Origin of the sequence: Candidatus Photobacterium acropomis (assembly GCF_030685555.1) — a bacterium.
Taxonomy (GTDB): Bacteria; Pseudomonadota; Gammaproteobacteria; order Enterobacterales; family Vibrionaceae; genus Photobacterium; species Photobacterium lucens.
The window spans coordinates 1,067,210-1,080,095 of sequence record NZ_CP131609.1 but is presented as its reverse complement, the minus strand read 5'-3'; the positions used below and the strand labels follow the sequence as shown (position 1 = coordinate 1,080,095).

Annotated in this window: 15 protein-coding genes; 8 read left to right on the top strand and 7 right to left on the bottom strand. The window is 43.2% G+C overall.

The genetic code is table 11. The annotated features are described in order from the left end of the window. Positions 1–45 precede the first annotated feature (45 nt). Together ppnN and xni are read left to right on the top strand one after the other, a co-directional pair. Positions 46–1,419, top strand: a complete 1,374-nt coding sequence (gene ppnN / locus Q7657_RS11885) for a nucleotide 5'-monophosphate nucleosidase PpnN (protein WP_107167211.1) — start codon at positions 46–48, stop codon at positions 1,417–1,419. Positions 1,420–1,493: 74 nt separating this feature from the next. Continuing rightward, on the top strand, positions 1,494–2,270 hold the full coding sequence (gene xni, locus Q7657_RS11880) for a flap endonuclease Xni (RefSeq protein ID WP_107167212.1): 777 nt from the start codon (positions 1,494–1,496) through the stop codon (positions 2,268–2,270). A 76-nt stretch (positions 2,271–2,346) separates the two neighbouring features. Here xni and rlmM read toward each other — a convergent pair whose 3' ends face one another. From rlmM to Q7657_RS11860, 4 genes are read right to left on the bottom strand one after another with little or no spacing between them, the layout of a single operon-like run. Then, positions 2,347–3,432 carry a 23S rRNA (cytidine(2498)-2'-O)-methyltransferase RlmM gene (gene rlmM, locus Q7657_RS11875; RefSeq protein WP_107167213.1) on the bottom strand — a complete coding sequence of 362 codons (1,086 nt, stop codon included), beginning with the start codon at positions 3,430–3,432 and terminating at the stop codon, positions 2,347–2,349. Between the two features lie 10 nt (positions 3,433–3,442). Beyond that, positions 3,443–3,835, bottom strand: coding sequence for a DUF423 domain-containing protein (locus tag Q7657_RS11870; RefSeq protein WP_107167214.1), 393 nt, complete (start codon positions 3,833–3,835; stop codon positions 3,443–3,445). After that, positions 3,828–4,505, bottom strand: coding sequence for an alpha/beta family hydrolase (locus tag Q7657_RS11865; RefSeq protein WP_107167215.1), 678 nt, complete (start codon positions 4,503–4,505; stop codon positions 3,828–3,830). Before Q7657_RS11865 ends, Q7657_RS11870 begins: the two co-directional genes overlap by 8 nt. Then, positions 4,486–5,406, bottom strand: coding sequence for a transcriptional regulator GcvA (locus Q7657_RS11860; RefSeq protein ID WP_042116732.1), 921 nt, complete (start codon positions 5,404–5,406; stop codon positions 4,486–4,488). The genes Q7657_RS11865 and Q7657_RS11860 overlap by 20 nt, the downstream gene beginning before the upstream one ends. 364 nt (positions 5,407–5,770) lie before the next feature. Here Q7657_RS11860 and csdA point away from each other — a divergent pair, with 364 nt between their 5' ends. Both csdA and csdE read left to right on the top strand, forming a co-directional pair. Further along, on the top strand, positions 5,771–6,991 hold the full coding sequence (gene csdA / locus Q7657_RS11855; protein WP_107167216.1) for a cysteine desulfurase CsdA: 1,221 nt from the start codon (positions 5,771–5,773) through the stop codon (positions 6,989–6,991). A gap of 22 nt (positions 6,992–7,013) precedes the next feature. Continuing rightward, positions 7,014–7,448, top strand: a complete 435-nt coding sequence (gene csdE, locus Q7657_RS11850) for a cysteine desulfurase sulfur acceptor subunit CsdE (RefSeq protein ID WP_107167217.1) — start codon at positions 7,014–7,016, stop codon at positions 7,446–7,448. 114 nt (positions 7,449–7,562) lie between these two features. Here csdE and tcdA read toward each other — a convergent pair whose 3' ends face one another. Further along, positions 7,563–8,372: a tRNA cyclic N6-threonylcarbamoyladenosine(37) synthase TcdA gene (gene tcdA / locus Q7657_RS11845; RefSeq protein ID WP_023933432.1), complete on the bottom strand. Its 810-nt coding sequence runs from the start codon at positions 8,370–8,372 to the stop codon at positions 7,563–7,565. A 125-nt stretch (positions 8,373–8,497) separates the two neighbouring features. Continuing rightward, the gene (gene mltA, locus Q7657_RS11840) at positions 8,498–9,625 is read right to left on the bottom strand and encodes a murein transglycosylase A (RefSeq protein ID WP_107167218.1); all 1,128 of its coding nucleotides are present in this window, start codon (positions 9,623–9,625) and stop codon (positions 8,498–8,500) included. A gap of 298 nt (positions 9,626–9,923) precedes the next feature. Here mltA and Q7657_RS11835 point away from each other — a divergent pair, with 298 nt between their 5' ends. Further along, entirely contained in the window at positions 9,924–10,139 is a 216-nt protein-coding gene (locus tag Q7657_RS11835) for a hypothetical protein (RefSeq protein ID WP_053989509.1), read from the top strand. Here Q7657_RS11835 and Q7657_RS11830 read toward each other — a convergent pair. After that, positions 10,125–10,541, bottom strand: coding sequence for a DUF2850 domain-containing protein (locus Q7657_RS11830; RefSeq protein WP_181319898.1), 417 nt, complete (start codon positions 10,539–10,541; stop codon positions 10,125–10,127). The genes Q7657_RS11835 and Q7657_RS11830 overlap by 15 nt on opposite strands. Positions 10,542–10,707: 166 nt before the next feature. Here Q7657_RS11830 and argA point away from each other — a divergent pair, with 166 nt between their 5' ends. The 3 genes from argA to Q7657_RS11815 all read left to right on the top strand — a co-directional run bounded on the left by argA (position 10,708) and on the right by Q7657_RS11815 (position 12,875). Then, positions 10,708–12,036 (top strand): amino-acid N-acetyltransferase, encoded by a 1,329-nt coding sequence (gene argA, locus Q7657_RS11825; RefSeq protein WP_107167219.1) that lies wholly within the window; start codon positions 10,708–10,710, stop codon positions 12,034–12,036. 121 nt (positions 12,037–12,157) lie between these two features. Next, on the top strand, positions 12,158–12,313 hold the full coding sequence (locus Q7657_RS11820) for a DUF5993 family protein (RefSeq protein WP_045065873.1): 156 nt from the start codon (positions 12,158–12,160) through the stop codon (positions 12,311–12,313). 13 nt (positions 12,314–12,326) lie between these two features. Beyond that, positions 12,327–12,875: a disulfide bond formation protein B gene (locus tag Q7657_RS11815; RefSeq protein WP_107167220.1), complete on the top strand. Its 549-nt coding sequence runs from the start codon at positions 12,327–12,329 to the stop codon at positions 12,873–12,875. Positions 12,876–12,886 lie beyond the last annotated feature (11 nt).

The following is a 12,886-nucleotide window of genomic DNA, read 5'->3' as shown; positions in this document are numbered from 1 at the left end:
AAGCCAGAGCCAAAGTGAAGTTTCATTGTTACCAGGGAGGTTACTATGATCACACATATCAGCCCAGTAGGCGCTATGTCCCTACTTTCTCAAATTGAAGTGGATAGCTTAAAAGCCACCGCTTGCAGTGATTTATACCGTCTATATCGTAACTGTTCACTTGCAGTGCTAAATTCCGGTAGTCATACAGATAACTCAAAAGAACTATTAGAAAAAAATAAAGACTTTGATATCAATCTGAAACGTCGTGAACGTGGGATCAAACTCGAGCTTGTGAACCCGCCAGAGCATGCATTTGTCGACGGAAAAATCATTACCGGTATCCAAGAGCACATGTTCTCAGTACTGCGCGATATTCTCTACGTAGATTTACATGTCGCACGCCGTAACGATATCGATCTTGAAAGCCCACCACACATTACTGATTTCGTGTTCAGCTTACTGCGCAACGCCCGTACGCTACATGCTGGTGAAGATCCCAATATTGTGGTCTGCTGGGGCGGACACTCCATCAATGCCACTGAGTACCAATACACCCGTGAAGTGGGTAACGAGCTAGGCTTACGTGAATTAAATGTCTGTACAGGCTGTGGACCGGGCGCAATGGAAGGACCAATGAAAGGCGCAGCTATTGGCCATGCTAAGCAGCGTTATGGCAGTAGTCGTTTCATTGGCTTAACAGAGCCTTCTATTATTGCCGCTGAGCCGCCTAACCCTATCGTTAATGAGTTGGTGATCCTGCCTGATATCGAAAAACGATTAGAAGCCTTTGTGCGTGTTGGTCACGGCATCGTGATTTTCCCTGGCGGTGCTGGTACTGCTGAAGAGCTACTCTACATTCTGGGGATCTTGATGCAGCCAGAAAATGCCGACCAACCACTACCTGTAGTATTAACGGGTCCTAAAGAGAGTGAAGCTTACTTCCGCACACTCGATGACTTTATTCGTCACACGCTAGGTGAAGAAGCGACCAAACATTATCAAATTATCATTGATGATCCTGCACAAGTGGCACAAGTAATGAAAACTGCCATGGCAGACATCAAGGAGCACCGCCGCTCTAATGGTGATGCTTATTGTTTTAACTGGTCATTGAAGATCCCTGATGAGTTCCAAATGCCGTTTGCTCCCACCCATGAAGCGATGGCAAATTTAGATCTTCATATGGATCAACCCGTTGATAAACTCGCTGCCAATCTACGTCGTGCCTTTTCAGGCATTGTCGCAGGTAACGTCAAAGAAGAAGGTATCCATGAAATTGAAAAACATGGTCGCTTTAAGATTGACGGTGATAAATACCTAATGGATCGTATGGATAAGCTGCTGCAAGATTTCGTCGAGCAGCAACGTATGAAGCTCCCAGGTAGTAAATACGAACCGTGTTATGAAATCATCACCGCAGAGCCCGCAACAAAATAATCACAACATTAATGATTATAATTGCGTACAATAAGGAGCCTTAGTGCTCCTTTTTATTTACATAGAAATCATTTATGGCTATTCATCTTGTTGTTATTGATGCTCTTAATCTTATTCGTCGTGTTCATGCCGCTCGCCCGGGTGAGCCTGATGTTCCAGCCACAGCAGAAACTTGTTGTCGCGCATTGAGCAAAATCATCAAGATCAGCCAACCGACTCATATTGTTGCAGTGTTCGATCATCATGGTGACGATCGTGGCTGGCGTGCAGACATCCTCCCCCATTACAAAGAAGGCAGAAAGCCAATGCCTGATGAACTCATGACGGGCATGGATATTATTCAAGATGCATTTATGAATATGGGAATTGATTCTCTATTATCTGATGGCGATGAAGCCGACGATTTAGTCGCAACCCTTGCACTTAAGGTCGCTTCTCGTGGTGAACAAGTCACCATCATTTCAACCGATAAAGGTTACTGCCAACTGCTGCAACCAACATTGCGTATTCGTGATTATTTCCAAGAACGTTGGCTAGATAGTGCCTTTATCGAAAAAGAATACGGTGTCGCTCCCGATAAGCTGACTGACTACTGGGGATTAGCTGGTATTAGCTCAAGTAAAATTCCAGGTATCGCAGGTATTGGGCCGAAAGCGGCAGTGGAACTATTACAGCTTTATCCTAATTTAGAAGCGATCCTTGCTGCCGATGACTTACCAGCTAAGTGGAAAAAGAAAATTGATGGCAACCATGACATCGCCCTTGCCTGTAAAGCGGTATCTAGTTTAAAAACAGATTTAGTATTAGGGTTTAATCTGCAAGATATTCGCTACCACGCACCGCAAGCGTAAAATAAAGCGATAGATACAAAAACGCCACTGACTATCACTAGCCAGTGGCGTTTTGCTATCTATTCAATCCACGCTATTAGTGTGGAGAGCGTGTATCTAAACGCTGAATGTGAACTGTGATTTCTTCACGGTCATGATAAAGATGCTTTGCTTGTAGTTTAAACTTCACACCGTTTTGGATCAGGAAGACTTTTAGATTTTCAATATCTTGTAGTACTTCGTCGTAACGGCCTTTCATTGGCAGTTTTAAGTTAAACAGGGCTTCTTTAGCCCATGCTTTAATTAACCACTCACCCATTAAGTGCGCAACACGTGCAGGCTTTTCTACCATGTCACATACAATCCAAGTCACGTTCTTGCGTGGTGGCTCAAACTTAAAGCCATCAACTGCGTGGTGTTTAACTTGGCCTGTGTCCATTAGACTTTGTGCCATTGCACCGTTATCAATCGCATGAACGAACATCGATCGCTTCACCAATTGATATGTCCAACCACCAGGACACGCACCTAAATCGACACCCCACATGCCCGGTGCTAAACGCTCATCCCACTCATTACGTGGAATAAATACATGGAAAGCTTCTTCCAGTTTTAGCGTTGAACGACTTGGTGCATCTGCTGGGAATTTTAAACGTGGAATACCCATGAAGAACTGCGAGTTATTCGAGCTATATGAGTAACCGACGAAACAACAACCCGGAGCAACAAAACAGACATGTAGCACAGGTTTTTTACTGTTGTCTTTCGTATATAGGATCTCACGCTTACGCATTGCTTGGCGTAGCGGCACAGTAAACTTACGGCAGAACTTTAATAGCTCTTTTGCTTCGTTCGTATCTGGCGTTTCAACACGTAGATCGCCACATTTCGGCACATCATCACCGATCGCTTCAAGAATCGGTGAGATACGATCATCTGCTGGAAGATCGGTTAGCATTTGCGATGAAGCAAACATTTGACGTGCGAAAATAAGCTGTGAGAAGGGCTGTTGTTGGATGAACTTATCCGCATCACCAGCTTGGTAGAATTCAAACAATACGTAGCCTGAATTGTTTTTTACCCGAGGGAAACCAAACAATTCCAGCGCATTTGCTTTGTCTTGAACTTCACCTGCACATTCTTTTTCAAAGCCAGGACGACAATACAATAAAACATGATTCACGTTGGAACCCTCAAGCTGAACGCCAGGTAGCGATTGCAAGCATTACCCAGCCAATAATAAAACATACTCCGCCCATCGGCGTGATGGGACCAAACCACTTAATGCCTGTTAATGCCAACGCATATAAGCTGCCACTAAAGCAAATTATACCAATGGCGAAAAACAGAGCGGCGTATGATACAGCTTTTGACGACAAAAAGCGTGTCAATATTCCACAACCGAGTAACGCTAAGGTATGCCAAGCCTGATACTGGACGCCGGTTTTAAATACATCCAATAAATACGGTGATAAATGGTGCTTTAAACCATGTGCAGCAAATGCGCCAAGCCCTACGGTTAATACACCACTGATCGCTGCGATAAACAGTATCCAACGGGTGCGGTTTTCTAATCCGTTAGTCATGACTGATTTCCTTAATAAAACGAGCTAGCTGCACTACCGTTGTTGCAATGTTTTGCGCTTCGGTATATCCCGATGCTTTACGCGGTTTAAAGCTATGATCGCCATCAGGCAAGAAAGCAATGTCTACTTGAGGTGAAAACGTCCATTCAGCCATTTCTGCTTTAGTACCAAACGTATCGCGCTCACCCTGTAAAATCAGCGTTGGCGTTGATATGGTTTTTAAATGATCACCGCGAAAGTTTTCAGGCTTACCTGGCGGATGAAACGGAAAGCCTAAACACGCCACGCCATTAACTTTTGTTGCACAGTTTTCGACATCAGGACTTTCAGCAGCAATATCCGTCACCATTAAACTTGCCATTCTACCGCCCATGGATTTACCACCAATCACTAACGCGTTATCGGCAAAGTTTTCAATATGACGTTGGAAGTCGAGTAACAGTTTTGGCTGACGATCGGGCGGACGCTTTTTACCGTCTTCACCCCGTTTCACCATATAAGGAAAATTAAACCGAACCACACGAATATCGTGCTTGGCTAACCCTTCGGCAACGGCTGTCATAAAGCTATGATCCATTCCTGCGCCGGCGCCATGGGCAAACAAAAAAGTCGCGATTGCTGTGCCTGATTGTGGTTCATTGATCATGTATTCACTGGCTAAGTTCGACATCAGGCATGTCCTCCTGCTCACGACGGGCTTTCGCTAATACCCAATCTCTAAAAATTTGAATACGTCCCGTCTCTGCTTGGCGCTCTTGGCAGACAAAATAGAATGCGTTCTTACTCACCAACACTTCATCAAATGGACACACTAAACGCCCAGCTTCTAGCTCGGGTTGTGCCAATACATTATTACCAAGCGCAATACCCTGACCGTGCGCTGCGGCTTGTAACACCATGGTCGAGTGACTGAAGATCGGACCTTGGTTTACGTTAACGCCGGAAATGTTGTAATGGCGAACATAGTTCTTCCACTCTTTACGCGAGGTATCATGCAATAAAGTATGAAACTTCAAATCATCAAGACTATGCAGTGGTTTATTTCCCATTAACAGCATAGGTGAACACACTGGCATCATAAATTCTTGATACAGCTTATCAGCACGAAGTCCCGGCCAATTGCCTCGGCCGTAATAAATCGCCACATCGACATCATCGGTCAGTGAACCTTCATCTAAATCGACCGCTTTAATGCGCACATCAATATCAGGATGTTGTTCATTAAAATCGGTTAAACGCGGCACTAACCATTGGATAGCAAAACTTGGAGGTAAACTAATGGTAAGCGCACCTTTTGAACCTCGCTCTAATACCTTATCGGTAGCATCTGAAATGGCAGAGAAAATATCTTTAATATCGAGAAAGTACCCCTGACCTTCTTCAGTTAATAGCAAAGAACGGTTACGTCTTCGGAATAGTTTTAATCCTAAAAATTCCTCTAACGCTTTAATTTGATGGCTAACTGCAGCTTGTGTGACAAATAATTCTTCCGCCGCACGAGTAAAACTCAAGTGCCTTGCTGCCGCTTCAAATACCTTTAATGAGTTGAGCGGGGGTAAACGTCTAGACATACTTTTCTCGACTATTTAATACATTAGTTTTTTTAATCCTGAACATTATAAATTGTCCATTGTTCAACTGCTAGAGAAACCCTATTATTCCTCCCGCAATGTTGAGTTAACCATCTGTTTTTTGCCCTCTGGCTAACCAGCTTATCAACATTGCATGTTGTGTTTGCATATTGTCCGGATCATTCCGGATGGATGGAATTTCCATCCTTTACTTCCTGTATTTTTGACTTTCCTGTCAAAGCTATTGTTAGCACTGCGCCCCAACGCAGTGCTATTTTTTTATCAATTAAAAACCATCATCACTTGCTCTGAAGACCATTTCTTAGCATGATCCGCTGTTCAAATCTCAGTAATGTGAACGACCATGACGACTCAATTCGATATCTCAACCATTTTGGCTCAATTTCCAGCATTGCAACAAGCTGACGGTGAGCTACCTCCTGTGTATTTAGATAGTGCAGCGACCGCACAAAAGCCAGCAGTTGTGATCGATACCCTTACTGAGTATTACCGTGGTTACAATGCCAATGTACATCGAGGCAGCCACAGCTTAACGGCGAACGCCACATTACGATTTGAACAAGCCCGTGAAACGGTTAAAGACTTTATTGGTGCTGCAAACAGTAAAGAAATTATTTGGACCCGTGGTGCCACTGAAGCATTAAATTTAATTGCCCAAACTTACGGTCGAGCAAACCTGCAAGCCGGTGATGAAATCCTTGTCAGTGAGCTAGAGCACCACGCCAATATCGTGCCTTGGCAGATGATTGCAGCAGAAACAGGCGCTCGAGTGGTGAAAATCCCAATGCGTTCAGACTGCACCTTAGATATGGATGCGTTCTATACACTGCTTTCTGATAACACCAAGATAGTTGCTGTCGCGCACATTACCAATGTCACTGGCACACGTAACCCAATTGAAGACATTATCAATGCTGCCCATCAGCACAATGCCATTGCTGTCATTGATGGTGCTCAAGGGATTGCTCATGAAAACGTGGATGTGCAATCGCTAGATGCAGATTTCTATGTTTTCTCTGGCCACAAAATTTATGCGCCAGCGGGTATCGGCGTGCTTTATGGTAAACAAGCACTACTTGAAGCCATGCCTCCTTGGCACGGTGGCGGTAAAATGGTGGAGAAAGTCTCTTTCGACGGCACAACTTTCGCCGCGCTACCAGGAAAATTTGAAGCAGGTACACCGAATGTGGCAGGAAGTCTCGCTTTAGCTGCTGCGATTAACTGGCTAAATCAATTAGATAGAAAAGGTGCGGAGCACCACATTGCCAAGCTTCGCCAACAAGCGATTGATGGCATTAACAGCATTGATGATCTGCGTATTATTGGCTTACAGCCAGGGGCCAGCTTATTCTCTTTTGTCGTCGATGGTGTCCATCATCAAGATATTGCGACCTTGCTTGATCAGCAAAATATCGCGCTACGTGCTGGGCATCATTGTGCTCACCCTATGCTTGATGCGCTAGGCTTAACAGGGACATTACGAGTATCATTAGCCCTTTATAATACCGAGCAAGATGTAGAGCGCTTCATTACAGCACTACACAAAGCTTGTGACTTACTTTAATGCGTTATCTGGATTGAACATTATGGCTGAACTTACGCTTCCTTCTCACCCTTTCGGCACCGACATTACAACGGCTGATATCGTGGCTCAAATGCAAACCGCTTCTGGCTGGGAAGATCGCTACCGTGCTGTGATCCAATTAGGTAAGAAATTGCCTGTAATGGCAGAAGAAGACAAAGATGAGCAATTGAAAGTGAGTGGTTGTGAATCGCAAGTGTGGCTTCACCACCAGCAAGTTGATGATCGCTTTTATTTTCAAGCCGATTCCGATGCGCGAATTGTGCGTGGATTAATAACACTGGTACTAGCCGCTTATCACGGCAAAACTCGTGCTGAAATTAGTACATTTGATATCGATGGTTACTTTGACTCGCTAGGCTTAATTGCTCACTTAAGCCCTTCTCGTGGTAACGGCTTAAAAGCCATTGTTGAACAAATTAAGCAATTAGCTAACTAAACTGCTTAATTACTAAAGCAAATGATAGAAAGCTAAAAACAAAAAAGCGGATCATCGAATCCGCTTTTTGCTATTTGAAAATCTTTTCGATGCAGTATCTATTAAGCCAAAGCATTACTTTTTATGTTTTTCAATTAGCTTACGTAAGATCTGCGATACCGCAACAAAACCAAAGGTCGCAGTGACTACCGTTGCAGCACCAAAACCACTAGCACAATCCATACGCTTTGGTCCTTCTGCGGTTGCTTTCACAGCACATACAGAGCCATCAGCTTGTGGGTATTTCAATTGCTCTGTTGAGAATACACAATCAATACCAAACTTACGCTTTGGATTTTTCGGGAAGTTATGATGACGACGCAGCGTATCACGTAATTTTTTCGCTAATGGATCTTGAATCGTTTTGGTTAAATCTGCGATTTGAATTTGAGTCGGATCCATCTGACCACCGGCACCACCTGTGGTGATCACTTTAATTTTATTACTTTTACAGTAAGACAGCAGTGCCGCTTTTGGCTTCATGCTATCAATCGCATCCAACACGTAATCAAAGTCTTTTGATAGGTATTCAGCTTGGTTATCAGGGGTGATGAAATCATCAATCAGATTGACCTTACACTCAGGATTGATCAATTGAATGCGCTCTGCCATCACTTCGATTTTGCTCTTACCTACCGTGCCTGTCATAGCATGGATCTGACGGTTAATGTTAGTTACACATACGTCATCCATATCAATCAACGTCAGCTCACCAATACCTGAACGCGCCAACGCTTCTGCTGCCCATGAACCTACACCACCAATACCAATCACACACACGTGCGCTGCACGAAGGATTTCTACTTCGCTATTGCCGTATAAACGACGTGTGCCGCCAAAACGTTGGTTGTAACTATCAGATGCTGGGGTATCAAGTTCGCGCATAGTACTTCTTCACAGAGATGATGGATGGATAAAGAAAGAGTGCGTTTTTATACGCACTCTTAATAAGATTGTCCAGTTGTTAGCATCACTCAAGTTTGCTGGTAATGCTTTCTAACAATACCGAACTATGGCTTAAGCCAAGGGTCTTGAGTTGCAGTCCCTTCTAAGCCTAAACGCCATACACGACCAAAGTGCTTGTAGTGACCAGCATCAATACCTGCTTGCTTACCCATACCGTGGTAAAGATCGAGGTGGTTTTTCTTCACTGCACCACCAGTATCTAGCGCTAGTAACAGGCGTAAAACGTGTTTACCAGTCCAGTTACCTTGTGCATCAAGCTCAGGTACTTCTGCAAGTAGCGCAGAGCCCATTGGAATATACTTACGATCAGCTGCAACAGCAGCATTTGCTAGCAGTGGAATACCTGCGCTACCTTTTACATCTAAGCTCTTATGTGGCTTAAAGAAAACAAACGATGGATTTTGTTCTAGTAATTCACGTACTTGTGATTCACTGTGTGTTGATACCCATTCTTGGATCGCTTTTAGTGACATTTTTTCTTTAGGCACTTCACCGCGATCAATCAGTACACGACCAATACTCACATAACGGTGACCATTTTTGCCGTTGTAACCAAAATACTCTAATTGATCGTTATCTTCATAATGCACAAAACCACTGCCTTGTACTTCCATCATGAAGATATCTAGCATGGATTTACTGTAACCTAGCTCTAAGCCCTGACCTTTTAACGCACCGTTATAAATTTCCGCGCGAGATGGGCAACGGCCATGGCACTTAGGCATTGCGTATACTGGGTAACGGAACTCTGCATTTGGTGTATGACGAAGTTCAATTACAGGTGAATAGTAACCTGTGAACATCACATTACCACGGTTATCACCACCACCCATTTGTGCCGCTTCAATACCGTAGCTAGCCAGTTTACTTGGATCACCACCAGCACTGATCCACTTTTCTAATTGCTTGTATAACGGGCCATATTTACGCGCCATCGATGGTGAGCGCGTTACAACCATTTCAGCTTGCGGTGCAAACGTAGTGTAATCACGAGGCTTATCTGATTTTATCGTTGAGACACGATTTAATACATGAGAAAAGTAATTACCAAGATATTGCTGCGCAAGTGGATTTTTTTGAATTTCAGCTTGTTCATTAGATTTAACTGCATCATCCGATGCACAACCAGCCAAGCCAAATAGAATAAGAGCGATTGTTGCTTTACGTAACACGATAGATAAGCCTATAAAAATTTAAAAAAGCAATATAACCAACACGATTAATATGCGTTTATAACGGCAATAGTAACAAACCCCAAGCCATATAACGTCATAATCTTAAGCCATATTTGTATCTAAATGTCATTGAAGTGTTTGCATTTCCATGTAAATAAGGCGGGTATTTATTTTATTTATAATTCAATAAGTGTCATATCTTTGTCACACTCAACAGATTTAATAAAAGCGTCACAAAAAATACACAACTTACAAATTTAGAATAAAAATATCGCACTCATAAGGACATAAAGAGATGCAAGTACCACTTAAAGTTGGCAAAGATACTTTGTTAGATCCCAATGCTATTGAATATCAATGGATACGAAATTTAACCAGCGAGGGGGTTCCTCAACAACAAATCAATAACGTTATTCAGCACTGCCTTGGTGGTACACCACAGACGGCTGAACTCATGAGACAAATAGCTATTAAGCAAAGTTCCATTCACGAGCTATTAAAACTGATTTAATGGTAGGGGTGTGCGCAAAAACGTAGAAATATAGTGCGCGGGTTGCTGACGGATAAACGTGTTTTTTACATAAATATAGCTGTATAGCTCCCCGCCCAAATGATAGCTGAGCGTTTGCCCGTCCCATTCATACGTCGTCGTCACTAAACGGTTTTGATGATAAATCCCTAAAGGGCCGACTTCGAAACTATCAGCAGCATATTTTGCGACATCCTGCTCTTGCCAATAACCATATATCCCAACCGATGAAGCGGGCTGAAATAAATTCGATAATGAATGTTTAGATATAAACACCCCTGCTAGCACTAACCCACCGATTAATAAACAAAGCAGCATAATGACATGCGAACGCTTGGTCGGCTGAGCCATCACATTATCTTTTGATAATTGGGCTTTATCCAATCTTCATCTCCAGAATAAACTTATAGTTAGATTAAGTATGACATCTCAATGTAAACACCTAATTACCAACGTAACATCTTGGTAAATACTATCACTTTAAGGCTGTACAAATTGACAAATTAATTTACTTTATCCATATAACTTTTTTGTACATGGATGTCAGATAGTGAAAAGACGTAGTACAGCGCTAGTCAAAGGATTTAGACAGTCAGCCCCTTATTTAAATGCCCATGTTGGGAAAACCATGGTGATCATGGTTGGCGGTGAAGCCTTTGCCGATCCCAACTTCAGTAATATCGTCAACGACATCGCCTTACTAAATAGCCTAGGCATTCAGATCGTGATTGTCTATGGTGCTCGCCCACAAATAAATGCATTGCTTGCAGAGCAAGATTGTTACTCTCCCTATCATAAAGGGATCCGTATTACCGATGAACGTTCACTAGAAATTGCCAAACAAGCCGCAGGACAGCTTCAACTGGACATTACTGCGCGTTTTTCAATGGGGCTGCACAATACGCCAATGGCTGGTGCTCAAATTAATATCATTAGTGGCAACTTTATTATTGCTCAGCCTTTAGGGGTTGATGAGGGTGTTGATTACTGCCACAGTGGAAAAATACGTCGGATTGATACCGATGCTATTAAGCGTCAGCTTGAACAAGGTTCTATTGTCTTACTTGGCCCGATCGCCAGTTCAGTCACCGGTGAATGTTTTAACCTCACCTCAGAAGAAGTCGCAACCCAAGTAGCCATTCGTTTAAAAGCTGACAAACTCATCGGTTTTTGCTCTGAGCTGGGTGTGCTCGGTGACAATAACGAAGTGCTCTCTGAACTATTACCCAATGAAGCAGATGAAATCTTGCAAAATCTGATTAACGAACGAGCCCAAGATTGTGGTACAGGACGCTTCCTTCGTGGCGCCATCAGCGCATGTCGAGCAGGCGTGCCTCGCAGTCATTTAGTCAGTTACAAAGAAGATGGCGCATTAATTCAAGAGCTATTTTCTGTTGATGGTATTGGCACCCAAATCGTGATGGAAAGTGCCGAAAAAGTCCGTCGCGCCAATATTAACGACATAGGTGGTATTCTTGATTTAATTCAGCCTCTTGAGCAAGATGGCATCTTAGTTCGACGTTCACGAGAACAACTCGAGCAAGAGATCACCCAATTCACCATCGTTGAACGTGATAACTTAATCATTGGTTGTGCCGCCCTCTACCCCTTCCCCGACGAGAAAATGGCAGAAATGGCTTGTGTTGCGATCCATCCTGACTATAGAGATGGCAACCGTGGCGTACTGTTACTAAATGAGCTCTGCCTGCAAGCCCGCCAACAAGAACTTGATCATTTATTTGTGCTAACCACCAGAAGCTTACACTGGTTCAGAGAGCAAGGGTTCTCTGAATGTGATGTAGAAAGGCTGCCTATGGCGAAAAAAGCACTATACAATTACCAAAGAAGATCAAAGATCCTAATAACAAAACTCAAATAAATGACAATAAATTAACAAACCAGTCATTGTTGGAAATATACTTTCCCGCTTCTATAACTTATAGAACAACCGCTCAACACATAATTATTACAGAAAGTATAAAGCAAAGGTAAAGCAGCTTATGATGAGTTTAATTTTCTTATTACTTTTGATCGCCATGGTCACGGCGTTCATTGGTAAAAAAAGCATGGGTTATGCGTTTTTCGCAATCTCTGTCGTTCTGGGTCTGTACTGGTTTAATCACCACGCAACCGACACCCTATCCATTTTGTTATAACGGGCGATAAAGAATGAATAATAAACACGTAACCTTGCTCAACACACTAGGTCTACTAGGCATTACTTTTGTACTACTGATGGGTTCCGTATTACAAGTTGCTTGGAATGAATTACCTTGCCCATTGTGCCTACTACAGCGCCTTGGCTTTGTGATGGTCATGTTTGGCTTCATGCTAAACGTGGTTTACGGCACACAGCAACGTCACTACGGTGTCATCCTTGTTGGTGCGTTATTTGGCGCAGCGACCGCGCTTCGCCAAGTATCGCTACACGTTATTCCAGGTACTCCTGGTTTTGGTAGCCCTATTTTAGGTATGCACTACTACACGTGGGCATTTGTGATCTTCGGTATGACGATTGCGGGTGTTGCACTACTGTTGATGCTATGGAATAAAAACTGGACAAGCGAAAACTACCAAATGAATAAATTTGGTAAATTTGTTTGTGTATTGGCTATCGCTACAGTACTTATCAACGTAATTTCAACTTTCGTTGAATGTGGTCCTTACGAGTGTCCAGCCGATCCCGTCAGCTACTTGCTACTAGATATGTTCAAGTAAGGCCGATAGCA

Coding starts and splice junctions, on each gene's coding strand:
- ppnN (WP_107167211.1), top strand. CDS start 46: ATGATCACACATATCAGCCCAGTAGGCGCTATGTCCCTACTTTCTCAA.
- csdA (WP_107167216.1), top strand. CDS start 5,771: ATGACGACTCAATTCGATATCTCAACCATTTTGGCTCAATTTCCAGCA.
- tcdA (WP_023933432.1), bottom strand. CDS start 8,372: ATGCGCGAACTTGATACCCCAGCATCTGATAGTTACAACCAACGTTTT.
- xni (WP_107167212.1), top strand. CDS start 1,494: ATGGCTATTCATCTTGTTGTTATTGATGCTCTTAATCTTATTCGTCGT.
- csdE (WP_107167217.1), top strand. CDS start 7,014: ATGGCTGAACTTACGCTTCCTTCTCACCCTTTCGGCACCGACATTACA.
- Q7657_RS11835 (WP_053989509.1), top strand. CDS start 9,924: ATGCAAGTACCACTTAAAGTTGGCAAAGATACTTTGTTAGATCCCAAT.
- Q7657_RS11815 (WP_107167220.1), top strand. CDS start 12,327: ATGAATAATAAACACGTAACCTTGCTCAACACACTAGGTCTACTAGGC.
- Q7657_RS11865 (WP_107167215.1), bottom strand. CDS start 4,505: ATGTCGAACTTAGCCAGTGAATACATGATCAATGAACCACAATCAGGC.
- Q7657_RS11860 (WP_042116732.1), bottom strand. CDS start 5,406: ATGTCTAGACGTTTACCCCCGCTCAACTCATTAAAGGTATTTGAAGCG.
- Q7657_RS11870 (WP_107167214.1), bottom strand. CDS start 3,835: ATGACTAACGGATTAGAAAACCGCACCCGTTGGATACTGTTTATCGCA.
- Q7657_RS11820 (WP_045065873.1), top strand. CDS start 12,158: ATGATGAGTTTAATTTTCTTATTACTTTTGATCGCCATGGTCACGGCG.